Genomic DNA, 26,955 nt, shown 5'->3' on the forward strand with positions numbered 1-26,955 from the left:
GTTGTTCGGGACGCCCGCCCGTGGTTCGGGGTCGGGTTGCGACCACGGTTAGGGAGGGACGTGCTGGGGCCGCGGGCGGTGGGCCGGCACGCCGGCCCACCGCACGCGTCCCGCTGACTGGATCGCGCTTCGCTCAGTGCTGGTTGAGGGGCAGTGCGAGGTCGGTGACGGTGTAGTCCCAGAAGCTGCCCTTCTTCTCGGCCTCGCCGGTGAGCAGGTTGATCTCGTAGAGCTTGCTGCGGTAGTCGTCGTGCAGGACGGCGAAGCCCTTGTTGTAGACGGCCCGGTCGTGGCGGACGGCAGTGTAGATGTCGAAGCCGGCCTGGATGTCGGCGTCGATGCCGAGCTTGCCGGTGGCGGCGAGCTGACCGGCGTTGGCCGGCGACTGGACCGCGACCTGGTCGAGGTTGGTGTCGATGTCGAACAGGGTCGTCGCGGTGTCCGCGTCGAGGTCGTTGTTGGTGTAGGCGGCGCCGGTCAGCCCGGTGGCGGTGGCGGTCGACGGCGGGTAGGTCAGCGTGCCGTCCACCAGGGTGGTGTCGTCGTTGACGTTGTGGCGCAGGTTCTGACCGGTGTCGCTGATGACCCGCAGCCGGTCAGCGGCGGGATTGAAGTCGACCCCGAAGTACTCGCCGTCGAGGTCGACGCTGAGCTGGCTGACCTTCGTGGCCGAGGCGTCATGGGTGGACAGGACGTAGATTCCGCCCTCGTCGCCGACGCCGTAGAGCTTGCCGTTCTGCACCCGGTAGTCGATGCCGACGAGCTTGTCGTCGTCGTCGAGCCGCACCTTGCCGATCTTGCAGGCCTTGCCCGGGTGGTCGACGTCGAATGTGACCAGCTTCTGGTCGTCGGTCAGCCCGGTGGCCTTGAGTCCGTCCCGCCTGCCCTCCCGGTCGTGACCGGAGGGGCGGCACGACTTCTCCCAGGACGTGTCGCGACCCGAGTCGTCCCGGGGACCGCCGTCCGCTGCGGCAGCCGAGGCGAGAGAACCGGTCATGCCAGCGGTCAGCACGACGGACAGCGCCGCGAGGAGGCATCCTCTGTTGAGCGAGTTCTTCACGTCACGCACCTTCCTGTAGGAGATCACCCCGTAACCCCTTCGAACGGGCACAAAGACATGAAAGCAGCTCGCAACCGCTGGATGGCGACAACAGCAGGGATTGCCTCCTTCCGGTAGAAATACCTCGAACAGGCAGAACGTGTGCGAGGAGTCGATCAGCCTGCCGTCGCTCGACCCGGGGTGCGGCAGGGAGATCAGCACTTTCCTGCTGGCCGGGGCTGGCGTCTGGTCGCTGGTGGCGGTGGAGCGGGTGAGGAAGGCGAAGTCGGCATCCTTGTCGCGGTAGACGACGGGCCGGTACTCGGGGTGGATGCCGGGCTTCATGCGGGTCGCGCTCCTTCGGTGTCGGTGCCGGTGCCGGCCGGTTCCTCCGGGTGCAGGGGGAAGCAGCCGGCGAACGGGTCGGGGTAGGCACGCCAGGTCTTCTCGCCGTCGGCGAGTTCGGCGTCGGTGAGCAGACAGTTGGCGAGGGTGCGGTGCAGCGCGACTGAGTCGCCGTCGAGGCCGATGAAGACCAGGTGCTGGTGCCGGTCGCCGTAGTAGGGGTCCCACTCCAGGGCGGCGGCGAGGCGGCGTTGGTCCTCGACGTGTTCCCAGCGGTCCTCGGGCAGGCTGACCAGCCAGTGCCCGAGGCAACCCATGGCCAGACCGCCGCCGGCGAACTCCCAGGCCACCACGATGTCGGGTTGGCTGGCCAGCCAGAGGTGGCCCCGGGAGCGGATCATCTCGGCGTTGACGTCTTCCAGTGCGTCGTGCAGGCGCTGCGGGTGGAACGGCCGGCGGGCGCGGAAGACGGCGGAGACCACACCGCAGTCGGCCTCCGGCTCGTGCATGCCCAGCGTGTAGCCCTGTAGGCCCCGGGCGAGGACGCCGGGGGTCTCCGGCCGGTGCCGGTGGGTGTGACGTAGCTGGCGGGTGAGCGCGTCCGCGTCGACGAGATCGCCGTCGACCCGGAAGTGGGCCGCCCACGGCGCCATCCGCTGGAGCAGGACCGCCATCCTGCTGGTGTCGAAGGCACCGTCGCGGGACTGTCCCCAGAGCACCAGGGTGTCGGCGTACTCGATCTGCCGGACCACGACGTCGGCGAGCGCGCGGTGGTCGTCCTCGGCGGCTTGGATGCCCAGCGTGGTGAGGTCCTCGGTGCTGGCGAGACCGTCGAGCAGGTGCTCGGCGTCGAGGACGGTCACGTAGGAGTCGATCCGGATGAGATCGGTGATCGGTGCACCGTCGACGAGGCAGTGGGCGCAGGCGGCGGCGACCGCCTCGGGCTCCACCACCTCGGGCAGCATAAGCACCAGGTCCTGGCCGGGATCGGTGTGGGCGAGCCGCGCGAGGGTGGGCAGCACGTCCTCGCGCAGGGTGCAGGAGACGCAGCCGTGCCTCAGCTCGACCCGCTCGTCCTCGACGATGCCGGCGCCGGAGCGGACCACCCGACGGACGACGCCCTGCCGGATCCTGGTGAGGTCGTGCCGCACCAGCAGCAGCGACGGGTCGGCGGCGAGCAACGTGCGTGCGACGGCGAACGTCGCCGCTGGCCAGAACCCGGACAGCACGGTGAGCGACGGGCGGGTATCGGCGTCGGCGGTCACGGTGTGGGTCGGAGCCTGTGGTGACGACGACATCGGATTCCTCTCGACTTACTTGAAAACGATTGTCATTCTAAGCACATCCGGGCTGTCGAAGCGACCAGGGATGTGCCGGTGGATGCGGAGCGCCCTCGCCAGGTCCTCGCCCGGCGGCTCGGCGTTGACTGCCCCGTCGAGATCGCCCACGACCCCGAGCGGGTCCGACCGAACGGGTGGTGTAGAACTGAAAACCGTTGTCGTTATCGTCGAGCCCGAGCAAGGAGCGATCACCGTGTCCAGACGTTGCGACGTGACCGGGGCGGAGCCGAGCTTCGGCAACGCCGTGTCCCACTCCCACCGGCGCACCCGCCGCCGGTGGAACCCGAACCTGCAGAACCACCGCTACTGGCTGCCGTCGGAGCGACGGTGGATCAGCCTCACCCTGACCGCCAGGGCGCTGAAGACCGTGGACCGCAAGGGCATCGAAAAGGTCGTCGCCGAACTGCGAGACCGGGGGGTGAAGCTCTGATGGCCCGACAGACCGACGTACGGCCGATCGTGCGGCTGCGCAGCACCGCCGGCACCGGCTACACGTACGTGACCCGCAAGAACCGCCGCAACGACCCCGACCGGCTGGTGCTGCGCAGGTACGACCCGGTCGTACGCCGGCACGTCGAGTTCAAGGAGGCCCGCTGATGGCCAGGAAGAGCCTGGTCAACCGGCAGGCGCGCCGCGCGGAGCTGGTGGCCCGGCACGCCGGGACGCGGGCGGAACTGAAGCGGGCGGTCGCCCACCCGGACACCGAGCCGGGCGTACGCGCCGAGGCGGTCCGTCGGCTCGGCCGGCTGCCGCGGGATGCGAGCCCGGTGCGGCTGCGGTCGCGGGACCAGATCGACGGCCGTCCGCGTGGCGTGCTGGGCCGGTTCGGGCTGTCCCGGGTGCGGTTCCGCGAGCTGGCCCTGCGCGGCGAGCTGCCCGGGGTGCGTAAGGCGTCGTGGTGATCCCACCACAGGTGCCACCGCGCGTTGGGAAAGGGAGGAATGAATGCGATGGTGCGGTTTCGCGGCGTCGGCGGCCGGGAAGGTGGTGCTCTCCAAGGGGCACACCGACGCGGTCGTCCACTGAACGAGGACCAGGACGTGACCGAGGGGTTCGACGCCCACAAGGACGTGCACGCCGCGGCGGTGTCGGACCAAGCGGGCAGGATGCTCGGCACCAGGAGCTTCCGACGACGACCTGTGGCCACGGGCAGCTGGCGACGTGGGTGCTCGGGCACCCGTGCCGGCGGTGTCAGGACTGGCTGCGTGTCCATTGCTGGTTGGTGCCGCTTCCGCAGGTGTACTGCGTGATGTCGGTGCCGTCGGCGGTGCCGCCGCTCACCACGTCCAGACACTTGCCGCTGTGCCGGGCGCGCAACTGGTGGTAGCTGCCGGTGGCGACCCACTGCCACTGCTGGTTGGTGCCCCCGCCACAGCTGTACTGGATGACGTTGGCGTTGTTGGCGGTGGAGGCGTCGGCGACGTCGAGGCATCTGCCGCTGTGCTGGTTGACGATCCGGAAGTAGCCGCTGCCGGCGTCGCGGAACTCCCACTTCTGGTTCGCGCCGCCGTTCCAGGACCACTGCTTGATCTCGGCGTTGTCGCTGACGGCCATGTCCAGCACGTCGACCACCTTGCCGCTGTTGCGGTTGGTGATGCGGTAGTGGGGCGGCGACTGGCCGGTGACGGTGCCCGTGGCCGCGTCGATGGTGATGGTGGGGTACCAGTTCAGGCTCATGGTCGTGGGGGAGGGGAAGGCGATCGGCAACCACACGTACTGGGAGTCGTTCACCGGCCCGCCCCAGGCGCCGGCCCAGCGGTCGCCCAGGTAGAGGTAGCTCGTCGTCGACGTGCCCTGGACGGGGAGCACGAAGGTCGGTTGGGAGCGGAAGGTGGTCGAGTCGGCGACGTTGGTCATGGCGGTCCACGGACCGGAGATGCTGGACGCCGTGGCGTACCTGGCCTGGTTCGGGCTCCAGCCGGTCAGGCCCGAGGTGAGCAGGAAGTAGGTGCTGCCGCGCTTGAACAGGGCCGGCGCCTCGCGGCTGGCGTCGTTCCAGAAGTTGCCCACCAACGTGGTCACGTTGAGGTAGTCGGCGGTCAGGCGGTAGATGTGCAGGTCGCGGTTCTCGTCGGCGGCGGAGAGCAGGTAGGCGGTGCCGCCGTCGTTGTAGAGCGTGATGTCTCGCGACATGTGGCCCAACGGCCGGAAGCTGCCATGGTAGGCGTAGGTGCCGTCCACCGTGGCCGACGAGGCGACGGCGGCCCTGGCCTCGCCGTAGTCGGTGCCGTTCTCCTTGTGCATCCACATCACGTACCGCCCGGTGCCGGCGTTGTAGATGACCTTTGGCCGCTCGATGTTGGCCACCCGCAGCTCCGCCGCCGACGACTGGGTCAGCACGTCGTTGCGGAACTCCCAGTCGCGCAGGTTGGTGGAGCGGTAGACGGATACGGCGCGGAACGTGTTGTCGGCGTTGCGGTTCTCACCGAACCAGTAGTAGTAGTCACCGACCTTGAGCACACCACCGCCGTGCGCGTGCAGCCCGTTGCCGTTGGTGTCGGTGAACTGCGTGCCGTTCGGGATCGTGACCGGCGTCGCCTGTGCCGGAGCGGCGGCCACGGTGGTGACCGCCACGACCGCCGACCCGGCCAGGGTGAGCGCTGCCAGCAGTGACAGGAGCCGTCTGTTGCGTATCACGAGGTTCGTCCTTCCATGGGGCGGACGGCGACCGCCGCCGGCGTCGGAGCGACATGCTCAGGTCTGGTGCCACCCACCGCCGACCGGTGACGGTTCACACCGGGTTGACACATCGGTAACCGACTGCGCACCAGGACGCCACAATCCGAACCGTGGTCCGGCCGCCCCGGCGCTCCATCGGCCGCGCCGCCGTGCGCCTGGTCGCCGACCGGCTGACCCGACCCCGAGCGCCCCGCACACCGGGTCGTCATCAGCCGGAGCGAAGACCGCGTCGGTACGGCGATCCGTGGTCAGGTCGCGACGATCGTCAGACGGCCGTGCGCGACCACTGCTGGTTGGTGCCGGTGTTGCACGGATACTGCTTGAGGATCACGCCGTCCGCGGTCGATGCGGCCGGCACGTCCACGCACTTGCTGCTGTGTCGCGCCCGGAGCTGGAAGTAACTGCCGTTGGCGACCATCTGGAACTGCTGGTTGGTGCCGGTGCCACAGGTGTACTGGACGAGTTCGGCACCGTCGGCGGTGGAAGCGCTCACCACGTCGAGGCACTTTCCGCTGTGCCGGCTGACGATGCGCCAGTAGCCGCTGCCGGCGTCCTGGAACTGCCACTGCTGCCACGCGTTGCCGCCGTAGGTGTACTGGCCGACGCGAGCGCCGTTGTCGGTGTTCGGTGACTGGACGTCCATCGCCTTGCCGCTGTGCCGGATGTTGATCCGGTAGAACGTCCCGGTCGCCGGTGGAGGCGTGGTGCCGCCGATGGTGTCGCCCCAGGCGTAGCGGATCCGGTCGGCGCCGGAGGTGTTGCGGACGGTCAGGTCGAGGTTGGTGCCGCTGCCGCTGAGCGAGAACATCGAGTACCAGTCGTAGCCGATGGTGCCGGGCTTGCCGCCGAGGGCGGGCCAGTAGGTGCCGCCCATCCGGTTGTCACGCATGACCTGGGCCATCGCGCGGATGTGGCGCACGAAGTTGTCGGTGCTGTTCGCGTCGGCGTAGTTGCGGCCGTCGTTCATGGGCGCGCCGAACTCGGTGGCGACCGCACGGGAGGCACAGTTGCCGAGGCGGGTCTGGATGTGGCTGCGGAAGGCGTCGTAGCTCATCGCGCCGTAGAAGAAGGCGTAGTGGTGGAAGGAGAGCAACGTCGCGTTGAAGCGACTGTCGTTGCAGATGTCCCGCAGGTCCTGGCTGAGGCCGGTGCCGCCGATCAGGACCCGGGCGGGTACCGCCGAGTAGTGGTAGCTGAGCCAGTCGGCTGCGACGTTGCGCCACTCCGCCGAGCTGTAGCCGTGCGGCTCGTTCATCGGCTCGAAGTAGACGTTGGCGTTCGCGCCGTACGTGTTGGTCACCGTGGACCACATCGTGTTCCACGCGGCCAGGTTCGTGATCCTGCCGCCGGAGGCGGCACCGTCCTCCCAGTAGGCCAGGATGACCTTGAGGCCGCGGGCGGTGGCGGCGTCGATGGCGCCCCGGTAGGCGTTCCACCACGCCGTCCCCACCGTGTGGGTGTTGATGGGCAGCCGTACGGTGTTGACCCCCATGGTGGACGCCATGTCGTCGTAGAGGGCGTTGGCCTTGGCCCGCACTGTCGCGTTGCTGTCGGAAGAGCTCAGGCCCTGCACGACGAGCGGGCCGGTGCTGAAGTTGTCACCCAGCACGGCCCAGTTCATGCCGCGGAACTGGTTGGTGGCGGCGGTGGCCGGCGACGACGTGACGACGACGCCGCCGACCATCGCCGTCACCGCGGTCACCAGGACGATCAGCAGCCGACGAACCGGTCGGGTGCGCCACGGCGGCCCTGATCCGTAACCGTCGGACGACGTGGTCCGTGCCGTGAAATGTCCCATCACTGGATCTGACCTCTCTGGGTTCGGACATCGGACTGATGTGTCCGGGTCTCATCGGTAACGGAACCGCCATCGGGACACCACTCGAACCCGCACGTTCAGGAACATTCGGATTCGACCACGGGGTCGGGGTGTCAGGACGTCCGGCGGAAGGTGGCGTCCGCCCTGAACGTCGTCGAGCCGTCGTTCGGTTCCAGTCCCAGCACGTAGTTGTCGTGCCGCAGGTAGTGGCCGGGGAAGTTGACCGATTCGAACGACACGTACCCGGGCCCGCTGTTCGCCAGCCCGGGGACCACCCGGAACTGCCCGTCCAGTGCCGGGTTGACGTTCGGGTCGATCCGGACGGCATGGTTCTGGTGCCGCACGTGGCGGTCCTGGAAGTTGAATGACTGCAAGCGTTGGACGGGCACCGCGCCCGCGTTGTCGAGCTCGCCGGACGGGCCGGCCAGGACGGTTGCGGTGGACACGGGGACGCTGAGGTGGGATGTGCCGCAGTAGCTCGCCGAGTAGGTGAGGAACGTGCGGCCGGCGCGTTGCAGCACGTAGGGGCCTTCGTTGACGGGGTTGCCCTGGCGTTCCCACGAGAGGGTGGGCTCGGAGATCAGCGTCCCCGACGACGCGGGCGTCCACGGGTTGGCCAGACGCGTCACGTACAGGCTCTGCAGGCCGCCATTCTCGAACCCGGAGTTGTTGTTGAACGCGGAGAACACGAAGTAGTTCTCTCCGCTGACCGTCATCACGCTACCGTCGATGGACCAGCCGTTGTCCGGCATCAGGTTGAGCGGGCCCCGATAGGTGTAGGGGCCCATCGGATCGGTTCCCGCGCTCTCCAGCACATGCTGTCGCTGCCCGCCACAGCACGCGCTCGGGCCGGCCGAGTAGTACAGGTACCAACGCTGCCCGTTCGGGCCGTCGAGCAGATGCATGCTGGGCGCCCACATGTTCGATGTCGCGTTCGGCTGCGACATCGTGAACACCCGGGTCTCCGGCGCGGTACGCAGGCCGCCGAGGGTCGACGCCTTACGGATGTAGATGTGCCCTGTCCAGGTGGTGGCCGTGTGGTAGTAGTTGCCGTCGTGGTAACCGAGCCACGGGTCGGCGCTGTCGGGCGTACCGACGATGGGATTCTGGAACGACGCTCTGGGAGCGGCGCTGCTCGGAGTGGAGACGGCGAGTGCGCTGACGCTGAGCACGACAGCGGTGACCAACGCGGTGACCATGGAACGTGGGCGGGTGCGCATGACGCGGGTCCTTCCGACGGACGTGGTGCGAGGTAGCGAGGCGACGAACCATTGGTCGCCACCTGGGGCGGGGGAGGTGCACGCTCGTCGCCGTCCAGATAGCACCGCTGGGGTACCTGCCGACGTGGATCCGATCGGACCTCCTCGCACGGGGGGCCGGGTTCAGCTGGTGACGCGGAAGGTGGCGTCAGCACGGCCCTGCGTGTCGCCGACCGGATCGAGCCGGAGCAGGTGGTTGGAGTGTCGGAGGTAGCGGTCCGGGTGGCTGTAGGACCGGAACGACGTCCAGGAGGAACTGGCGAGGCCGGCGACCTGCCGGAAGGTGGCGTCGGCGGCGAAGACGGCGGTGCCGTCGTTGGCTTCCAGCCGGAAGTCGAACCCGTAGTGGCGCAGGTAGTAGCCCGGGAAGTTGACCGACTGGATGGACACCGTGCCGGAGCCGGCCAGGCCGGGCACCAGCCGCCACTGGCCGTCCTGGGCGGGGCTGACGTTCGGGTCGATGCGGGCGTCGTAGTCGGCGTGCCGCACGTACCGGTCCGGGAAGTTGTACGACTGGATCCGGTTGACCGCGGTGGTGCCCCAGCGACCGAGCACGCGGCTCTGCTCGGCGGCGGTCAGATTCAGGATGGAACCGTGCCGTTTCCTGGTGCCGCCCATGGCGTAGGAGCCGGACGCCGGCAGCCGGAAGCCGCCCGGGTTCGACGGGTCGGTGGTCAGGACGGGCAGGTAGCCGCGCCCGGACGCGTACTGGTCAAGGTAGAGAACCCACTCGTTGCGGTTGTTGAACTTCAGCCACATCGGGCCCTCGACCTGGGAGCCGGTCAGCCCGAGGCCGGACAGGTTTCCAAGGTTCGTCCAGGTGCCGAGGATGGAGTTGCTGCCTTCGATGGTGATCTGGTCGTCCCGGGAGGCCCGGACGTAGCGGTAGGCGCCGACGCCGGCCGGCACCTCGACGACCTGGGTGTCGATGATCTCCTGGCTGCCGGGCCGGCTGATGTAGGTCTGCGGGGCCGTGATGCTGCGGAAGTCCGCCGTGCGCGCGGAGTGGACGCGATGCTTGGTCGCCCCGTTGAGCGGGACGTTCGTCGCCCAGTAGAGGACGTAGTCGCCGGTGGCCGGGTTCCAGATCGCCTCCGGAGCCCAGGCGTTGCGTCCGTCCGGGATCGCGCCGGCGACGTTCAGCAGCCACGGCGCCGACCAGTTGACGAGGTCGGTGGACTCCCACACGACGAGGTTTCGGCTGCCGTTGTTGATCGCGGTCGACCAGTCCTGACCGCAGCCGATGCACAGGTCCGTGGCGACGATCCAGTACCGGTCGCCGGCGGGCGAGCGGACCAGAGCGGGGTCGCGGACGCCACGGGTGCCGACGGTGGAACGTAGCACGAGTCCACCGTTGTTGAGGTCCGTCCAGCGGAGGCCGTCGGTGCTGTGGGCGAGATAGATCTGCTGATCGGTCGACGACTCGCCGGTGAAGTGCGCCATCAGGTAGCCGACGGTCGGGTCGAGCGCGGCCGCCTCCTTCGGCGTCGTCACCGACCAGGTGGTGAACAGCAGGCACGCGGCGACCGAAACCGCGCCCAGCCGGGCAAGGACTCTCGACATGGGTATCTCTCCTTCGCGGAGGGGCATCCGAGTCAGCTGGAGGGTCGGTACGACGCCGCTGCTACCGCCGTGCGACCACGGTCACGATTCTCTTTCCGGCATATCCATTATGTTAGCGATAACAAGATTGAAATGTACGCAGCCCGACGGCTTCACGTTCTGATGGTGGCGACGTGCCGTGGCGGCAGCTCCGACGCGTCAGGTTGGGGCAGGAAGCGGTGTGTTCTACTTGTTACGTTCGCGTTACGGACAAGTGTTAGCGATACCATGTGGAGTGTCAAGCAATCGAACATGCTCGTTCGCTCAGGCCCCGCCCACCACGACCAGCAGGCCGCGAACGCATCGACTGCGAGGCCCTTGCCCCGGACGATCCGTACCCCACCCGGATGTGGTCATTCCCTGGCCACCGTCGTCCCGAAGGTGGCCCCGGTGGGAGTCCATGATTCGGCCGCACACGCCGCAACAGATCACTTCGGCCAGCACGAAGCAGCGGGGGACGCCGCCGGTTGGGACCCGTGCGATGTGGATTGCCTGGACGGCGACGATGTGTTCTTCGCTGACGACGGGACCTGGGCGAAGATCCTGACGCGTCGCAGGCGGTGGTTGACGAGGCCGGGTGGGTGACGGAGGGGCGGACCCACACCGGGAATCGTGGACGTTGACGCCAGCACGGTCGACGAGTTGTCGACCCCATCCATGTTCGGCTGTCGGCGATCCTCAGCGCACAGCCTCGAACTTGGTCGTCCACGTGGTGTGGAACGTCATGCCCTGGCAACGGATGTCGGTGTCGGGCTTGAGCTTCACGGCGTCGGTCAGCTTGAACGGAAAGTTCGCCTCGCTGACGGCGAGCGTCGGGAAGATGGGGTCGGCGCCGAGCGTGGAGAGCTCGATCTGGTCCTTGCAGTAGGTCGTGTCGGCGCTGTCGACGACGGTGTCGACAACAACCTCGCCGGGTACGACGGATACCAGTTTGGCCTTCACGTTTGCATTAGGGTTCGTCAGGGTCAGGGTGACGTACGCGCTTTCGCCGGGCAACAGGGTGCCGGTCTGCGCGCCGGTGACGGTGACGGCGGAGAAGGACTCGGCCGACCCCGCGACCGGATCCGTGGTGCTCTCCTGGACGAACGCAGCGATCGCGAAGCCGCCGACGGCCGACACCGCACCGATCGCGACCATGGCCAGCGCGGTTTTGATCATCGGGGTGGAACGCATGACATTCTCCTGACATCGGGTCGGAACCACGCGGGGTCCCCGCGAGGTGGTGAGGCGTGTCGCCGGTCTTGGGTCAGAGTTTCGGCCGCGCCGACCAGCGGCACGGCCGCGATGAGCCGAACGGCGCGTAGGCCGACGCGGCTCGCAGCGTGCGCCGGCCGAGGATCTCCGCCGTTGCAGGACCCGGCATCGTGGCTCAGCCTGCCTCCTGACTCGGGGGCGATCTGTGCCGGTACCAGGTGTATCCGGATGCGGTCCACCCGGGAGACGCCCCGATCCAGAACTTGACAAATGCTGCAAATCCGGCTCCCATGCGGAGGCGGCGGGGTGCCCGTCGACCCCGTGAGATGTTCTCCGTCCGGGCCGCTGACGTGCTGCTACGTTCTGCTGGTGCGAAGCGTGGCGAGGGCCGCTCCGCGTACAAGGGGAAGGCCCGCACCGAGCCGGCGCGGGCCTTCTTGCTGTCATCCGATCAGAGCTTGCCCCAGATCTGGTTGGCGGTGCCGGCGCAGTCCCACAGTTGCAGCGCGGCGCCGTTGCTGCCGACCCAGTCCTTGATGTCGACGCACCGGCCGGAGGAGACGTTCACCAGGGTCCGGGCGGAGGTGAGGGTGAACCGCTGCACCGGGTTGGTGTTGCAGCCGGTCAGTTGGATCGGCGTGCCGTTGGCGAGGGCGCCACCGGCCGGGTCCATGCACTTGCCCATCGCCCGCAGCGTGCCGTCGCTGTGGAACGCCCAGCTCTGCGCGGCGCTACCGTTGCAGTCGAACATCTGGAGGCGGGCTCCGTCGACCGGGTTGCCGCCCGGAATGTCGATGCAGCGACCGCTGAAGTTGGACTGCAGCATCGTCGCGCCGGGCGTGACCGGCGGGGTCGTCGGCGGGTTGGTGCCCGGGGGCGTGCCGGGGTCGCAGTCGTTGGTGGTGACGACGCTGTCGGCGTGCACGGTGCCGCCGGACCGGTACCCGTTGACCGCCGCGGTGGCCTGCGTCGGGCTCAACACCTGCTTCTTGGCGTGGTACACGTAGTCGACCGACTGGATCCAGGTGCTGGTGCCGACCCCCGTGCGCCCGTTCAGGTCGATGAACCACTGGTTGAAGTCGATCGACATGTTCTGCCGGGGGTAGACCTTGCCCGAGTGGTCACCGACCAGCGCGCCGTCGATGTAGTACCTGACGTGACCACCGGAGACCGTCGCCATGACGTCGTGCCAGCCGTCGATGCTGCGGGCCTGCCTGCTGTGCTGGTTGTCGGCGTACCACGGGTCGGGCACGTAGGTGTACCAGCTGGTCTGGTAGTTGATCGGGCCCGGCTCACCCCAGCCGCCGTTGGGCAGGTACTCGGAGAAGTCCAGCTCGGAGTACATCGGGTCGCGTGGCGCGGCGAGCGGGGAGATGGCGTAGAAGGTCTGGTTCACGTGGTCGCCGTCCGGGCCGCTGACCGGGGCGTCGGCGAACTTGATCCGGGCGAGGTAGGTGCCCTCGAAGAAGCGGCGGCTGCTCTGCGAGAACTCGGCGTGCGACGTACCACCTGCGGTGCCGTCGGTGACCGCTCTGAGCTGGGCGACCTTCTGCCCGTCGACGGTCGGGAACGACACGTTGTCAGCGAGCCAGCGCGCACCACTCACCCCCGGGCCGCCGGGACTGCTCCGGATGCGCCAGCCCCGCTGGCCGAGCGCCGCGTCCGTACGGGATGAGTAGTTGAAGTCGTCGAAGAGCACGCCGCAGTCGACCGCGGCGCTGCTGCTCGGCGCGGCGACGATGCCGACACCGGTGAGGGCTGCGACGGTTGCGGCGAGGGTCGCACCAATGGCGATCTTGCGGGTTGACGTTGGCGTAAGCCCCATGGGGTGGGCTCCTTCGCATGAGGGACACCGGCGGGCCTGGTGGGTGGCCTGCCGGGGCTGAGGGGGGACGACGACCCCCGCACCGAACTGACCAGTGGCGATCGGCCGTCTGGACACCCTCGTCCATGCCAATGAACTTCGTCAATACCCGCACGTCCGGGCTTCCGACCCTTCAGCACGGGCCGTCGTCCGGTCGACGACCGGCGACGCCGGCCGGTCAACCGCGTCCGGCGACCTCCACGAGGGTCTCCGCGGCGAGGGCAGCTCCGTTCACGTCGAGTGGAGTCACCGGGAGTACCAGATCGGTGGCTCCGATCACCGACGCGGGAACGAGGAACACTCCAGAGTGAACTTCCTGGCGCACCCGGGTCGGCGACCCGACCTCGACGGCCGCCGCGCCCGGGGTGGGCAACCTACCTGCAGCAGTCGAGGTCAGCCGGAACGTCGACCTTGCCCACGCGGTATCGCCACACCGTCTGCGCGCCCGCGTCGCCGGTGGCCGACGCGGGCGCCTGACTCACCGGCAGACTCCCGATCCCGATGAAGTCGGCCGGCTCGGTGGCCTGACGGATCAGAAGGTGACCGGGGGCCGTCAGCGCAGCCGCCGGGCGACGAACCGGGCCGACGGCTCGGCAATGGCGTTCTGGGCAGCGATGAGCTGGATCTCCCGGGTGCCCGCTGCGAGGGTCGCCTCCAGCACGGCGAAGACGGCGGCGACGGTGCGTTCCAGTGCCGTCGCGGGCGAGCCCGTCGTCAGCAGATGCGCGAGATACAGCGCCGCCGTGACGTCGCCGCCGCCGTTCGGGTTGATCGGCAGCAGCGGGGTGGTCACCGCCCAGGCGCCCCCGTCGGAGACGGCCACGACATCCAGCGAGCCCACCGGCACTTCGCCGTGGAGCACGCTGGTGACCAGGACGTGCCGCGGCCCCGTCTCGCGTACCACGTCGACCGCAGCCAGCAACTCCGTCAGCGAGTCCGTCGTGCGGCCGGCCAGGAAGTCCAGCTCGAAGTGGTTCGGGGTGATGATGTCCGCACGCGGGACGACGGTGTCCCGCATGTACTCCGGGATGCCTGGCCGAACGAACATCCCCCGGCCGGCATCGCCCATCACGGGGTCGCAGCAGTACACCGCATCCGGATTGGCCGCCTTGACCTTTTCCACCGCGTCGAGGATCACCGCACCCATCGCCGGGTCGCCCTGGTAGCCCGACAACACCGCGTCCGCGCTGCCGAGGACCCCACGGTCGGCGATGCCCGCGATCACCTCGGCCACGTCGGTCGGCGCCAGCAGCGGCCCGCGCCACGCGCCGTAACCCGTGTGGTTGGAGAAGTGGACCGTCAGCACCGGCCAGACCTCGTGCCCGAGCCGCTGGAGAGGGAAGACGGCCGCCGAATTCCCGACGTGGCCGTAGGCGACGGAGGACTGGATGGACAGGATCTTCACCGCCCATCATGGCGTGGCCGCCCGTGCCCCCGGGCGCACTACCCCGCGTGTCGCTCGCCCGACGTGCCATCCCCTGCACTCGTGCCCGCCGGACAGCCAGCACTCGCGGGGGTGAACACCTGGTTCGGCCAGCCCGAGTGCCAGTTAAGTGGCGAGTCCGCCGACACCGGACCGGCTGCCCCGGTCGGCGACGGCGTCCCAACTGCACGTAAGAAAGCGGTAATCCTGCCCGGTCGGCGGCCGGGCTAGTATCCGCTCATGCCCGGTCCCCGTACCGCTTTCCTGCCCGGTGTGGCCGCCTTGACGGCGGTCGTCCTCGCCCTCGCCGCCTGCGGCGGCACAGAGCCACCCGCCGCCCCGGACGGCACGACCGCCGGGCCAGGCGCAGCGGCCCAGTCGACCACTGCGGGCACTGTCGGCCCGGCGGCCAGCGGTGCGACGAACCCCGCAACCCCGGAGACGATCTCGTTCACCGGCCGGACGATCGATGGCGCGGCCTTCTCGGGCAGCAGCCTCGCCGGCAGGCCTGCGGTGCTGTGGTTCTGGGCGGCCTGGTGTACCCGCTGCCGTGCCGTCGCCGACGAGATCGCCGCCGTGCAGCGCGAGAACGCGGGCCGGGTCAACGTGGTCGGCGTGGCCGGGCTCGGCAGCGGCGACGCAGCGATGCGACGGTTCGCGAAGGAGACCGGGATCGAGGGCTTCCCCCACCTGGCCGACGACGACGGCCAGGTCTGGCGCCGCTTCGAGGTGACCAGTCAGGAACAGTACGTGCTCCTCGACTCGGCCGGCACCGTCGTGCACTCCGGACCACTGTCCCCGGCGGACCTGCGCAAGCGGGTCGCCGGGCTGAACTGACTATGCCGGACACTCCCTACGGCCTGGCGGTCGGCGCCGGGCTGCTGGCCGCGGTCAACCCGTGCGGCTTCGCACTGTTGCCCGCGTACCTGTCGATGCTGGTGCTGGGCGACGAGCCGGCGGCCGAGCGGGGCCTGCTCGCACCGATCGGCCGGGCCGTCGCGCTGACCGGCGCCATGACCCTGGGGTTCGTCGCGGTGTTCGGCGCGTTCGGGCTGCTCGCCGCCCCTGCGGCGGACGCGGTCGCCCGTCACCTGCCCTGGGTGTCGATACTGATCGGTCTCGCCCTGGTGGCGGCCGGTGGTTGGCTGCTGGCCGGACGCCAGCTGCCGGCCTTCACGCCGAAGATGGCGACCGGACCGGCGGTCCGCCGGCGGTTCGGCTCGATGGTGCTGTTCGGCATGGCCTACGCGATCGCCTCGCTCGGCTGCACCATCGGCCCCTTCCTGGCCGTCGTGGTCGCCGGCTTCCGCGCCGGGTCGGCGCTCTCCGGCATCGGCCTCTTCGTGGCGTACGCGCTGGGTATGGGGCTCGCGGTAGGCGCCGCCGCACTGGCCGTCGCGTTGGCCCGCGACTCACTGGTGCGACGTACCCGTCGGGCCGCACCGCTGCTGGGGCGTGTCGCCGGCCTGCTGCTGATGGTCACCGGTGGATACGTGGCCTGGTACGGATGGTACGAGGTGCGGGTCTTCACCGGTCGAGGTGACCCGGACGACCCGGTCATCGACGCGGCCGGCGCCGTCCAGACGGCGCTCAGCGGCTGGCTGGCGGGGCTGGGGCCGTGGACCGTCGCCGCGCTGGCGCTGGCGCTGCTCGCCCTGGCCGCCGGCGTGACACTGGGGCGCCGGCGCCGAGCACCGGCCCCGCAGGGCCGTCGCCCGTCCGACTGAGGATCGGGACAGCACCCTGGTCACTCCACCACACCAGGGAGCAGTTGTACGACGGGGCGAAGAAGCGCGGGATCAAGGGCCGCCCGTCGCCGTCGAAGGCGACCTTGAGAGCGCTCTGTCTCGCTGAAGCGCTGCGACGCCGGCCTACCCGGACACGGGTATCGTAGGAAACCACCCCTCTGCTGGCCGGCCCGCCGCCACTCAACCGCTTTGCGTTTCGAGTTGACTGTGGTGTGATGTCGCCTCCGACGAGCAGCCCGGAGGCGTACCGATGGCAGTCGACCCTACTGGCCGCGATCTGAAGGAGTTCCTCGCCGCGGACCCCGAGGGACCGGTGGTGATGCTGAACCTCCTGCGCTTCGCCGAGGAGGGCCGGGAGTCGTACGATCGCTACGCTTCCGCGCTGCGGGAGACGTTTCTGCCGCGCCACGGCGGCGAGGTGCTCTACGCCGGTGACGGCGAGCCGGCCCTCGTCGCGGAGGAGGGGCAGGTCTGGGACGCCGTGCTGTTGGTGCGATACCCGAGCCGGGCGGCCTTCTGTCGGATGGTCGCCGACCCGGAGTACCAGGAGGTCACCCGGTGGCGTACGGGCGCCCTGCGGGAGGCCGTACTGCAGCCGACCACCCCGTGGATCCGCGGCTGATCGGCCTGGGCCGCTGGCCGGACACGGGCACGTTCCCGACGAGGCGAAGGCGGCGGCGCAGAAGCGTACCGCTTCCGTCGGCCTGCTCGTACTTCGAGCTCGGCCGCAGATCGGGCCAGGTCAGCTTGGCCGCGCCGGTCCAACGGCTCAATGGTCGGGTACGGATGGATGGATGTCTCCGGACCGAGCGGCGCACCGTCCTCGGCACTGGAGCGTCTTCCGCCCGGTAGCAGCGACCCCTACAGTGAATCGTGTTCTGTCCGACACGGAAGGTAACGGGGGATCGCATGCGGCCGGAGTCGGACCGATCGCTGTTGGTCGACCTTGCCAGGCCGATGGTCGAGCGGTTCTCGCCGGGCGAGGGAGACCTGTTCCCTCTGCTGAGCGAGGCGCACTTCGCCGATCCCGACGCGTACGCGGAGTCGGCGCGCCGCAGCGGGCCGCTGGCGTTCGGCTTGCCCGAGGTGCTGGTGCTGCTGACTCCGGTGACGCTGGCCGCGATGACAGAGGTGGTGCGCTATGTCGTGGAACGGGGGATGCATAAGGGGCACCGTGTCACCTCGGCCGCACTCCGTCGGGCCTTTCGGGCTGCGCCACGGCAGCGGGGGGCATCGGAAGCGGAGACGGAGGCGCCGCTGGAGTTGACCGGGCAGGAGTGGTCCGAGGTGCGGCGGATCGTCGAGCGGGTCGCGGTCCGTGGCGGTGTCGATCCTGACCGGGCGGCGCTCATCGCCGACGCGGTCGTCGGGCAGGGCCGGCTGGGCGGCGGGGGCCGCTGACCGCCGTGGCGCGCTCGACCGGCCAGCGTGCCGCTCCGGGTGCGCCGGCTGCATACTTCGCTCTTCTCATCGGCGCGGTCCTGGCCACGAGCGTGACCATCTTCCTCGCCATCGGCTTCTACCCGCCGAGCCGGCTTGCGGCCTACGAACTTCGCAGGACCGAATGCGACTCCGCGTTCGATGCCGGGGTCGCCCGGCTCGCAGCTGAGGGCATGTTGGACGACGCGTTGCGACGCGAGGCGCTGCAGGTCGAGTTCCGGTCCTGCCTGCGACCGGCCGTCGCCGAACCGTTCACCTTGGTCGCCGTCGGGCTCGGCGTCCTCGTCGTGGTGGCAGTCGCCCTGTACCTCGCCCACCCGTGGTGGATCGTGCGGCGGAGTCGGGCGCGGCGGCTTCCGTCGGACCTCGTCCATGGCTTGGCAGACGACCTCGACGGCCTGCGCCGTGACTCGGGTCTGACCCGGGCACCGCAGTGGTGGCTGGTGCCTCATCGGGGCACCCCGAGCGGTCAGGCGTACGGCCTGCCGGGCCGGCGGCGGATCCAGCTGGACGCCGGGCTGCTGGTGTTGCGGGCCACCGACGCGCCAGCATTCCGAGCTGTCGTGGCGCACGAGTTGGCGCATCTGCGCAACCGAGACGTCGACCTCACCTACCTCACGATCGCAGTATGGCGGGCGTACCTGCTGGTGGCTGTGCTACCACCGCTGCTCCTGCTCGTGCATCCGGGCCTCATCACCGCGCCCACCCGCTGGACGTGGAGAACCAGCACGATCGTGTCCGCGCCGGGGTTCACCGCCCGGTTCCTCGGCACGCTGATCGCCCTCGGGTGTCTGGTCTACCTGCTGCGCAACGCGGTGCTGCGGGCACGCGAGACGTACGCCGACAGGGTGGCCGCCGACGCGGGCGCAACGGCTGCCGCGATGACCGCGATCCTGGAACGGCTCCCTGCGCCGGGCCGGTGGCTCGACCGGTGGGGCACCCATCCGCTTCCCGGCAGACGTCTCCGTGCGATTCGAGACCCCCGGGAGGCGTCACGGCCGACGCACTGGAACCTTGTCGCCGCCGGTCTCCCGGCGGGCGTCCTGACCACGAACCTGGCACTGACAGCAGGCCTCGGCCTCGGACTGGACCCGCTACTCGGCACCGCACTGCTCGGGCTGGCGGTCGGGCCGTGGCTGGGGGCCATGCTCGCGTCGACGGTCTGGCGAGCAGCGCAGGCAGCCGTCGCGAACGCCGCACCGGCACACCGGGTGCCGTTCTGGCTCACGAGCGGACCGGTCCTGGTGGGATCGTTTCTGGTGGGGACACTGATGTCACTGGCCGTGATCACGGGCACGCCAGGCTCGATCGGCGGTTCCGGCCCGGCATCCACCCTGGTCGCAGGTCTGCTCCTCACGGTTGCCGCAGTGGCGTTGGCCGCCTGGACTGACTCGACGGCCCGCGCGGTTCTGTCCGGGTCGGCAACTCGCCGGACCGATCCGACGGCAGCCTCGGCAACGACCAGCGCGGCGGTCAGGTCCGGCGGACCGGCGCGCTGGGCACTCCCGGCGACATTGGGTGCCGCCGGCCTGGCCGGCGGGGCGGCGCTCGCGGTGTGGCTGCCGTACAGCATGATCCGGTTTGGGTTCGCGCTGAGCTTGGGTCCTGCACCGGCCGAGGGTGACGGTTGGTATGCGGCGGTCGCCATGGTGAGCACCGCGGAGCTGGGGCCGGCGGACCGGTTGGTGCACAATCCGCTCACCCTGCCAGCTCTGACCGCCCTCTGGCTGGTACCGGCGCTGCTAGCGTGGAACGCGCCCGGCTGGCGGGCCCTGTGGTGGGCCACACTGCTCGGACTTGGCGGCGGCGCCGTGGCGGCGCTGATCGGCGTTCTGCTGCCCGTGGCCGCCGGTCTGGTGCTTCCCGTCGAGGTGCGCCAGGCCGTTCCGCAGCCAGCCGAGATGTCCTTCGACGCCGTGGTCGACAACGCCACCCTCGCTGTCGGCTCGGTGCTGCTGGCCATCGCCATGGCGATAGTGCTGATCAGAGGAGACTCGCGACGGCCAGCACTGGCCCTGCTTGCCGCGACGGTCACCACGGTTGCCGCCACCGCGGCCATCTGGTGGCTGGCCGGGCCGGTTCGCTGCCTGACCGGCAACGGGTTGTGCCGCGCCACATCGGACCTGGAGGCCATGTCCAGGACCGCGCACTGGATCCTCGTGCAGGGACTCATCGTGGCGATTCCACTGGTGCTGGCGGCAACCGTGGCCGCCAGGTGGATCGTCGCCCCCAACGGTCCGTCGCCGTCTAACACCACCGGTGACGACGAACCGACGGCGACGGGCCACCGGGCCGGGAGAGTCGCGGCGGTCGGTCTCGTTCTGCTGCTCGCGGTCACCGCGCTGCTTGTGTGGGGCATTCGGACGTCGGCACACGAGACGTGGCTACGCGGCTCTATCGGCTGACTTCGAGCATGCGAGGTCGATCAAGCAGTGACGAGCCGGCGACGGTAGGCCTGCCCCTTCGGCCGGACGAGGCCGGTGAGCTGGGCTGCCCGCCGTCATGCGGCACCGGTTCCAGGATTAGTGGGAGGTGGTCGAGGCTCAGACGGCCGCGAGCCGGACGACGAACCGGCATCCGTCTGCGGTGTTGCTCACCTCGACCCGGCCGCCGTGCGCTTCGACCAGTCCGCGCACGATCGCCAGCCCGAGACCTCCGGACGCGCCGTCACCACCCGCGGCGCGGGGGGAACGGGCGGGCTCGCCCCGGAACGCGACGTCGAAGAGCCGAGGCAGGTCGGTAGGGGGGATGCCGCCGCAGGTGTCGGCGACGGACAGCCAGGCGAGGTCCCGGTCGCGGCCGGCCTCGACGAGTACTGTGCCGTCCGGTGGCGTGTAGCGCACCGCGTTGAGCAGCAGGTTTGCCACCACCCGGGCCAGCTCTGGTTCGCTGGCGGCGACCGTCGGCCAGCCGGACTCCGCGGCGACCAGCTTGATTCGTCGGGCTGCGGCCAACGGGGCGGTGCTGGCCAGCGCGTCCGAGACCACCTCCCCGAGCGGCACCGCCGCCATGGACAGCCGCAGGGCCCCGGCGTTGATCCGGGACAGTTCGAACAGGTCGTCGACGAGCCTGGTCATCCGGTCCGTCTCCAGCCGGATACGCCGGTGGTACTCCTCGACCGTCGCGGGATCACGGACGACGCCGTCCTCCAACGCCTCCGCCATCGCCCGCAGTCCGGCGAGTGGGGTACGCAGGTCATGGGAGACCCAGGCGACGAGGTCCCGACGCCCGGCCTCCACCTGCCGCTCCCGGTCGCGGGCCTGGTCGGCCCACACCGCGGCGGTGGCCAACCGGCGGCCGAAGTGCCCGCCGACGCCGAGGCTGACCACCGCCGCCGCGCCGACGGTGATCAACACCACCTCCAGGTCGTGCGGGGACAGGAACATCGCCTCCGCGACCGCCACGACTCCGAGGACGACCGCGACCACCGCCGTGGTGAGCAGCACGCAGACGTGCACGATGATCGAGCTGCCTCGGAGCAGACGCAGCAGCAGCGCTCCGGCGACGCCAGCGGCGAGCGCCGCGCCGAGGGCGATCGCGAAGATCAGTGCCAGGTCACGCAACGGCCGGCCCGTACCGGTAGCCGATGCCCCAGACGGTCACCAGCCGGCGGGGGTTGGCGGGGTCGGCCTCGATCTTCTCGCGCAGGCGTCGCACGTGCACGGTCACGGTCGAGTGGTCGCCGAAGTTCCAGCCCCAGACCCGCTCGAGTAGTTCGGCTCGGGTGAACACCCGGGCCGGATGCCGCATCAGGTGGACGAGAAGGTCGAACTCGCGCATGGTCAGAGCGACCTCCCGGCCGGCGAGATGGACGGTGCGGGGGCCGGTCCGCACCGTCAGGCTGCCGTCGGTGAGAGTCTCCGGCCGCCCGAGGGTCTGCTCACCGCCGGCACGGCGGAGCACCGAACGCACCCGCAGCACCAGTTCCCGCGGCGAGAAGGGTTTGGTCAGGTAGTCGTCCGCACCCAGTTGCAGGCCGAGGATCCGGTCGGCCTCGTCACCGAGCGCGGTGAGCATGATGATCGGTACGCCGTGGGGCCCGGCCCGCAGTTCACGACACACCTGCAGGCCGTTGACCTCGGGCAGCATCAGGTCGAGCACCACCAGGTCCGGCGTCTGCCTGGCGACGGCCGCCAACGCCGCTGCCCCGTCGCCCGCGTGGCGGGCCTGGAAACCGTCGTGCTCCAGGTAACGGCAGATCACGTCGCTGACGTTGTGGTCGTCGTCGACCACCAGCACCTGCTGCTTCGTCTGGTGCCCTCGTTCCCGCCCCGCCCCGGCCGCATCCATCCGGTCAGCGTAGCGACGAACCGGGCGCCGGCGGCCGGCCGGAAGCTTGCCAGGTTCTTACGGCTGCGCCCTGCCAGGGGTGGCGTTCACGGTGCGGCGGGACGGTCCAGGCGGGTCAACTCGGCGAACCAGCGACAGCCACAACGGAACACCTCGCCGACCGCCAGCCCCGCCGCAGCGGCGGCGCCCGACACCGCATCCGTGTCCAGCCACGCCCAGCGGAAGGCCGGGCCACGGTGCCGTCCGGTCGCCACGTGGACCTGCCCCTGCCAGGTGCCGGCGCCCGGCGGTTCCAGCTCTACCAGCACCGTGCCGGACGGACGCAGCAGCTTTCCGCACCGTCGCAGCAGAGCCACCGGGTCGCCCCCGATGCCGATGTTCCCGTCGAGCAGCACCGTGTGTGCCCACCGCCCCTCGGCCGGCAGCGGGCCGAACAGGTCGGCGTGCACGGCGACCGCGCCGCGCGCCCGGGTCAACGCCACCGCCTGCGACGACACGTCCACCCCCACGGCGCTGAGCCCGGCCCTGGTCAGCGCCAGCGACATCCGGCCCGGACCGCACCCCAGGTCGAGGGTGGGGCCGGCACAGCGGGCGACCACCGTGGCGTCCGCCGGGGTGGCCGCCCGATGCCACCGCTTCACCGGCAGACGGCGGCGGGGCCCGTCCGCAGGCATCAGCCAGTGCACGTCGCCGGCCGGGTCGCGTAGAGCGGAGGCGAAACCGTCGCCGTTCACGCGCGTACCACCATGGCACGACGCACGGCCTCGACCCGGCGGGCGAACCGGCCATCCGGGGCCGCCGCCGCCACGGCGCACGCGTCGGACCAGTCGTCGACGTCGCGCAACACGGGCAGCGGCACGGCCCGTAACCCGCGTCCAGTCAGCGCGGACCAGGTCGACCGCCCGGTCTGCGGTGTCGACATCGGCACCGCGCGCAGCACCACCGCCTGCCGGGGGTCGCGTAGCCCCAGCGCCCACCAGCCGCCGTCGTGGGCGTACCCCAGCGCTGCGTCGGCGCTCTCGAGCCGGCACATGGCGGCGGCCAGCCGCGCCGGGGTCAGCTGCGGGGTGTCCATCCCGATCTGCAGCACCCGACGGTCGGGGAACGCCCCGGCGACGTCGAGGTGGGCGTGCGCGAGCCGGTCGGCGAGACCCGTTCCCCGCTGCGGCAGGACCGACCAACCGGCGAGGGCGGCGGTCAACGCCACGCCGTCCACGGCGTCAGCGAGGTGCCCGGCCAACGCCAGGACGGGTGTCGCCCCTGGTGTCTCGCCCACGGCATCCAGGGTGTCCCGCAGCGCGGCGGCGGCCAACTCGGCGGCCTGGACGGGAGTCGCCGGCGGGCACAGCCGGGTCTTCACCAGGCCGGGCACGGGCGCCTTGGCCATCACCAGCACGACGGTCACCGGGGCTCCCGTACGGTACGCAACACGGCGGCGAAGTCCCGGGTGGCCCGCAGGGTGCCCCGTACGGAGCCGGAGACCTTGGAACGGGTGCCGGCAGCGCGCGGGGCGTAGGTGACATCGACCTCGTGGATGCGCCAACCCGCCGCGGCGGCCCGGATCAACAGCTCCAGGGGATAGCCGAAGGCCCGGTCCGTGACTCCGAGGGCGAGCAGTGCCTCCCGACGGGCCACCCGGATCGGGCTGAGGTCACGCAGCGGCACGCCCCGGTGCCGCAGCAGCGCGGCGACCAGCGCCGTGCCCGCCCGGGCGTGCCAGGGCCACGCCCCCACACCGACCGGCCGACGACGGCCGACGGCCAGATCGGCGACCCCGTCGGCGACGAGGGCGACCAGGGCGGGTAGCTCCCGGGGGGCGAAGGACCCGTCGGCGTCGAGCACGCAGACCAACTCGGTGTCGGCTGCCTCGATCCCGGTGTGCACGGCGGCCCCGTAGCCCCGCCGTGGTTCGTGCACCACCCGCGCACCGTGCCGGGCGGCCACCTCGGGTGAGCCGTCGCGCGAGCCGTTGTCCACCACGATCGCCCGGTATCCGGGCGGCAACGCGGTCAGCACGGCGGGCAGGGCAGCGGCCTCGTCCAGGCACGGCAGCACCACGTCGATCTGTGTCGGCATACCGCCGACGCTAGGGCCGGCCCGGGGCGGTCGGCGCCCGATTCGACCTTACGGAACACTTACCGCACCGACACTTCTTACCGTCCGGTGACATACCGGCGAACTGGCTGACGGGACGGGGCCCGGTCCGTACCGTCCGGTCGACATGAGACCCGGTGCCACCGCTTCCCGCCCGTCCGTCGACCCCCGCGTCCCGAACCGTCACCGGGGCGACCTGCTGGTGCTGGGCGTCGAGGCGATGCTGCTGGTCACCGCCGTGGCAGTGGGCGCGACGCTCAACCGCGCAGGCGTGGGCCTGTACGCCGACGCCGCGCCGCTCTACGCCACCTGGAAGCCGCACCTGGGCTGGGGCACGCCGGCCGCGTTGGCGATCGCCGTCGCGGTGGTCGGGCCCGGAACGCAGTGGGCCCGTACCGCCCGATGGGGCTCCCTGCTGTCCGTCGGCTACCTGGCGGCGGTCGGCTGGACGCTCGCCCTGGCACTCGTGGACGGCTGGTCGGAAGGGCTGACTAGACGGCTCACCCCGCAGGCGGAGTATCTGCACGAGGTACCCCGGGTGACCGACGTCGGGCAGATGCTGGCCGGTTTCGCCGACCGCATCCTGGACTTCCAGCCGGACTCGTGGTCCACCCACACGGCCGGGCACCCACCGGGTGCCCTGCTGGTGTTCGTCGTGCTCGACCGGGTGGGCCTGGGGGGTGGCACGGCGGCGGCGCTGGCCTGCGTCCTGGTCGGGGCGAGCGTCGTGGTGTCCGTGCCGATCGCCCTACGGGCCCTGGGCGCCGGCGGGGCCGCCCGGGCGGTGCTGCCGTTCCTGGTGCTGCTGCCCGGAGCGGTCTGGGTGGGTGCCTCCGCCGACGGTCTCTTCACCGGGATGGTAGCCGCCGGCCTCGCGCTGCTGGCGGTACGCGGAACCGCGACCGCGTCGGCCGGCGGCGTACTGCTCGGCTTCGCGCTGTACCTGTCCTACGGCTTCGTGCTCGTCGCGCCCCTGGCTCTCGTCGTGCTCGCGCTGCGTCCGAAGGGCCGGGGTGCCGCGCTGCTCGCCGGCGCGACCGGCGTGGCCGCGGTGGCGGTGGCGTTCACCGTCGCCGGGTTCCACTGGTGGCAGGGGTACGACCGGGTGGTCGAGCGCTACTACCAGGGTTGGGCGGCCGAGCGTCCCTACGCATACTGGGTCTGGGCCAACCTGGCGGCGCTGCTGCTCTCCGCCGGGCCGGTGGTCGGGCCGGCGCTGCGCCGTACTCTGCACTCGGCCCGCCGGGCCTGGCGGGCGTGGGACAGTTCCCCCGCACTGCCCGCGTCGACGCCCGGGACCAGCGGACCGGGCCCGGCCGGCGACCCGTCGACCCGCGTCGCGCCTCGACACCAGCGGCTCGGCGCGCTCGCGCGACGGGTCGAGACACTCGGGCCTACCGTTCTGCTGCCGGCCGCCGCGGTGCTCGCGGTGCTCGCCGCCGACCTGTCGGGCATGAGCAAGGCAGAGGTGGAGCGGATCTGGCTGCCGTTCACGGTCTGGTTGCTCGTCGCCGTCGTGCAGCTGCCCGCCGCGACGCACCGCTGGTGGCTGGCCGGGCAGGCGCTCACCGCCCTCGCCGTCAACCACCTGCTGTTCACCGTCTCGTGAGCCGACCCCCTGCCGCCGACGGGCGGGTGGGGCGAGGCTCAGGCCGACACGACGGCCGGTTCCCGTAGCGGATCCGTGGCGAAGGCGGTCACTCCGTCGACGAAGCTGACCTGGGCGGTGTATCCGAGCAGTTCGCGGGCGCGGCCGGGATCGGCGACGACGTGCCGCACGTCGGCGGCCCGGGCGCCGCCGACGACCACCGGTGCTGGCCCGTCCATCGCCGCCGCCAGGGCGGTGGCGAGATCGCCGACGGTGTGCGGCTGGCCGGAGCAGACGTTCACCGGTACCAGGCCGTCCGGAGCCGCAGCGGTGAGCGCCAGCACGTTCGCGCGTGCCACGTCGGAGACGTGCACGAAGTCGCGCCGCTGCAAGCCGTCCTCGTAGACCCGTGGCGGCCGACCACCTGCCAGCGCCGACCGGAAGATCGACGCGACTCCGGCGTACGGAGTGTCGCGGGGCATCCGGGGGCCGTACACGTTGTGGTAGCGCAGCGCCCAGACCCCTGCCCCGGTCTGCCGGCTCCACGCGGCGGCCAGATGCTCCTGGGCCAGTTTGCTGGCCGCGTAGGTGCTGCGCGGTTCGAGCGGGGCGTCCTCCGGCACGAGCGCGCTGGTGAGCGCGCCGGCGCAGGTCGGACAGGTGGGGTCGTACCGGCCGGCGGCGACATCGGCCTCGCGACGTGGGGCCGGTCGAACGACCCCGTGCCGGGCGCAGGTGTATCGCCCCTCTCCGTAGACGACCATGGAACTGGCCAACACCAGACGGGACACGCCGGTGCGGTGCATCGCTGCCAGCAGCACCGCCGTGCCGTAGTCGTTGTGGCTGACGTAGTCGGGAGCATCCGACGGGTCCAGCCCGTGCCCGACCATCGCCGCCTGGTGACACACGGCATCGACCCCGGTCAGCAGACCGTCGAGCAGGTGCGGATCGCGGACGTCGCCGACGACCGGATCGTGGCGGCGGAACCAGTCGGGCAGCACGCTGCCGTGCGCCTGGGGCAGCAGCGCGTCCAGGCACACCACCTGGTGCCCCTGAGCCACGAGCAGGTCCGCGACCTGCGATCCGATGAAGCCGGCGGCGCCGGTGACGAGTACCCGCATTGCGTCACGCTAGGTCAGCGGGGCGGCCGTCGGGGCCGGTTCGGCTCCGACGTCAGCACTTCGTAAGGGACGGCCGGTAAGCCTTCGGTAATGCCGCAAAGCCCGCCCGA

At 70.7% G+C, this 26,955-nt stretch carries 24 protein-coding genes and 1 pseudogene; 9 read left to right on the top strand and 16 right to left on the bottom strand.

All coding sequences use genetic code 11. The features are described 5' to 3' along the window. Positions 1-133: 133 nt before the first annotated feature. The 3 genes and pseudogenes from KBX06_RS28055 to KBX06_RS23880 form a co-directional block, all read right to left on the bottom strand. Positions 134-997: a DUF4394 domain-containing protein gene (locus tag KBX06_RS28055; RefSeq protein WP_247686572.1), complete on the bottom strand. Its 864-nt coding sequence runs from the start codon at positions 995-997 to the stop codon at positions 134-136. A 285-nt stretch (positions 998-1,282) separates the two neighbouring features. Continuing rightward, positions 1,283-1,384 (bottom strand): annotated as a pseudogene (locus KBX06_RS23875) (50S ribosomal protein L31); the annotation flags it as partial. After that, positions 1,381-2,682 (bottom strand): GTP-binding protein, encoded by a 1,302-nt coding sequence (locus tag KBX06_RS23880; RefSeq protein ID WP_210838839.1) that lies wholly within the window; start codon positions 2,680-2,682, stop codon positions 1,381-1,383. The gene KBX06_RS23880 and the pseudogene KBX06_RS23875, both read right to left, overlap by 4 nt. A 235-nt stretch (positions 2,683-2,917) precedes the next feature. On the opposite strand from KBX06_RS23880, the gene rpmB reads away from it, so the two are divergent. The 3 genes from rpmB to rpsN are packed head-to-tail and all read left to right on the top strand — an operon-like array spanning position 2,918 to position 3,626. Continuing rightward, the gene (rpmB, locus tag KBX06_RS23885) at positions 2,918-3,154 is read left to right on the top strand and encodes a 50S ribosomal protein L28 (protein ID WP_210838841.1); all 237 of its coding nucleotides are present in this window, start codon (positions 2,918-2,920) and stop codon (positions 3,152-3,154) included. Beyond that, a complete protein-coding gene (gene rpmG, locus KBX06_RS23890; RefSeq protein ID WP_210838843.1) occupies positions 3,154-3,321 on the top strand; it encodes a 50S ribosomal protein L33 in 168 nt (55 codons plus the stop codon). Before rpmB ends, rpmG begins: the two co-directional genes overlap by 1 nt. Next, entirely contained in the window at positions 3,321-3,626 is a 306-nt protein-coding gene (gene rpsN / locus KBX06_RS23895; RefSeq protein ID WP_210838845.1) for a 30S ribosomal protein S14, read from the top strand. Before rpmG ends, rpsN begins: the two co-directional genes overlap by 1 nt. A gap of 289 nt (positions 3,627-3,915) precedes the next feature. Here the strand turns inward: rpsN and KBX06_RS23900 are convergent, their stop codons facing one another. The 7 genes from KBX06_RS23900 to pdxY all read right to left on the bottom strand — a co-directional run bounded on the left by KBX06_RS23900 (position 3,916) and on the right by pdxY (position 14,546). Beyond that, positions 3,916-5,361, bottom strand: coding sequence for an RICIN domain-containing protein (locus KBX06_RS23900; RefSeq protein ID WP_210838847.1), 1,446 nt, complete (start codon positions 5,359-5,361; stop codon positions 3,916-3,918). Positions 5,362-5,668: 307 nt separating this feature from the next. Beyond that, complete coding sequence (locus tag KBX06_RS23905) at positions 5,669-7,201, bottom strand: RICIN domain-containing protein (protein WP_210838849.1); 1,533 nt, start codon at positions 7,199-7,201, stop codon at positions 5,669-5,671. 134 nt (positions 7,202-7,335) lie between these two features. Further along, complete coding sequence (locus KBX06_RS28060; RefSeq protein WP_247686570.1) at positions 7,336-8,442, bottom strand: family 43 glycosylhydrolase; 1,107 nt, start codon at positions 8,440-8,442, stop codon at positions 7,336-7,338. 162 nt (positions 8,443-8,604) lie between these two features. Beyond that, positions 8,605-10,044, bottom strand: coding sequence for a glycoside hydrolase family 43 protein (locus KBX06_RS23915; protein WP_210838851.1), 1,440 nt, complete (start codon positions 10,042-10,044; stop codon positions 8,605-8,607). 717 nt (positions 10,045-10,761) lie between these two features. After that, positions 10,762-11,256: a hypothetical protein gene (locus tag KBX06_RS23920; protein ID WP_210838853.1), complete on the bottom strand. Its 495-nt coding sequence runs from the start codon at positions 11,254-11,256 to the stop codon at positions 10,762-10,764. 472 nt (positions 11,257-11,728) lie between these two features. Beyond that, positions 11,729-13,102, bottom strand: a complete 1,374-nt coding sequence (locus tag KBX06_RS23925) for an RICIN domain-containing protein (RefSeq protein WP_247686571.1) — start codon at positions 13,100-13,102, stop codon at positions 11,729-11,731. A 592-nt stretch (positions 13,103-13,694) separates the two neighbouring features. Beyond that, positions 13,695-14,546, bottom strand: a complete 852-nt coding sequence (gene pdxY / locus KBX06_RS23930) for a pyridoxal kinase PdxY (protein ID WP_210838855.1) — start codon at positions 14,544-14,546, stop codon at positions 13,695-13,697. Between the two features lie 258 nt (positions 14,547-14,804). Between pdxY and KBX06_RS23935 the strand changes: the two genes are divergently transcribed. The 5 genes from KBX06_RS23935 to KBX06_RS23955 all read left to right on the top strand — a co-directional run bounded on the left by KBX06_RS23935 (position 14,805) and on the right by KBX06_RS23955 (position 20,157). After that, positions 14,805-15,401, top strand: coding sequence for a redoxin domain-containing protein (locus KBX06_RS23935; protein WP_210838857.1), 597 nt, complete (start codon positions 14,805-14,807; stop codon positions 15,399-15,401). Between the two features lie 2 nt (positions 15,402-15,403). Continuing rightward, positions 15,404-16,291 (top strand): cytochrome c biogenesis CcdA family protein, encoded by an 888-nt coding sequence (locus tag KBX06_RS23940; protein ID WP_210838859.1) that lies wholly within the window; start codon positions 15,404-15,406, stop codon positions 16,289-16,291. A gap of 271 nt (positions 16,292-16,562) precedes the next feature. After that, the gene (locus KBX06_RS23945; RefSeq protein WP_210838861.1) at positions 16,563-16,934 is read left to right on the top strand and encodes a DUF1330 domain-containing protein; all 372 of its coding nucleotides are present in this window, start codon (positions 16,563-16,565) and stop codon (positions 16,932-16,934) included. A 287-nt stretch (positions 16,935-17,221) separates the two neighbouring features. Then, positions 17,222-17,713 (top strand): hypothetical protein, encoded by a 492-nt coding sequence (locus KBX06_RS23950; protein WP_210838863.1) that lies wholly within the window; start codon positions 17,222-17,224, stop codon positions 17,711-17,713. Positions 17,714-17,805: 92 nt separating this feature from the next. Then, positions 17,806-20,157: a M48 family metalloprotease gene (locus KBX06_RS23955; protein ID WP_210838865.1), complete on the top strand. Its 2,352-nt coding sequence runs from the start codon at positions 17,806-17,808 to the stop codon at positions 20,155-20,157. Between the two features lie 138 nt (positions 20,158-20,295). Here KBX06_RS23955 and KBX06_RS23960 read toward each other — a convergent pair whose 3' ends face one another. From KBX06_RS23960 to KBX06_RS23980, 5 genes are all read right to left on the bottom strand, one after another. Beyond that, entirely contained in the window at positions 20,296-21,315 is a 1,020-nt protein-coding gene (locus tag KBX06_RS23960; RefSeq protein WP_210838867.1) for a sensor histidine kinase KdpD, read from the bottom strand. Next, the gene (locus tag KBX06_RS23965; protein WP_210838869.1) at positions 21,308-22,042 is read right to left on the bottom strand and encodes a response regulator transcription factor; all 735 of its coding nucleotides are present in this window, start codon (positions 22,040-22,042) and stop codon (positions 21,308-21,310) included. The genes KBX06_RS23960 and KBX06_RS23965 overlap by 8 nt, the downstream gene beginning before the upstream one ends. Positions 22,043-22,128: 86 nt before the next feature. Next, positions 22,129-22,776 carry a bifunctional 2-polyprenyl-6-hydroxyphenol methylase/3-demethylubiquinol 3-O-methyltransferase UbiG gene (locus KBX06_RS23970; protein WP_210838872.1) on the bottom strand — a complete coding sequence of 216 codons (648 nt, stop codon included), beginning with the start codon at positions 22,774-22,776 and terminating at the stop codon, positions 22,129-22,131. After that, entirely contained in the window at positions 22,773-23,447 is a 675-nt protein-coding gene (locus KBX06_RS23975) for a DUF2064 domain-containing protein (RefSeq protein WP_210838874.1), read from the bottom strand. Before KBX06_RS23975 ends, KBX06_RS23970 begins: the two co-directional genes overlap by 4 nt. Next, the gene (locus KBX06_RS23980; protein WP_210838876.1) at positions 23,444-24,118 is read right to left on the bottom strand and encodes a glycosyltransferase family 2 protein; all 675 of its coding nucleotides are present in this window, start codon (positions 24,116-24,118) and stop codon (positions 23,444-23,446) included. Before KBX06_RS23980 ends, KBX06_RS23975 begins: the two co-directional genes overlap by 4 nt. Positions 24,119-24,263: 145 nt before the next feature. On the opposite strand from KBX06_RS23980, the gene KBX06_RS23985 reads away from it, so the two are divergent. Continuing rightward, a complete protein-coding gene (locus tag KBX06_RS23985; RefSeq protein WP_210838878.1) occupies positions 24,264-25,745 on the top strand; it encodes a hypothetical protein in 1,482 nt (493 codons plus the stop codon). A 38-nt stretch (positions 25,746-25,783) separates the two neighbouring features. On the opposite strand, the gene KBX06_RS23990 is transcribed toward KBX06_RS23985, so the two are convergent. Then, positions 25,784-26,845, bottom strand: coding sequence for an NAD-dependent epimerase/dehydratase family protein (locus KBX06_RS23990; protein WP_210838881.1), 1,062 nt, complete (start codon positions 26,843-26,845; stop codon positions 25,784-25,786). Positions 26,846-26,955 lie beyond the last annotated feature (110 nt).

It is taken from the genome of Micromonospora sp. C31 (genome assembly GCF_018070575.1).
Classification (GTDB): Bacteria; Actinomycetota; Actinomycetes; order Mycobacteriales; family Micromonosporaceae; genus Micromonospora.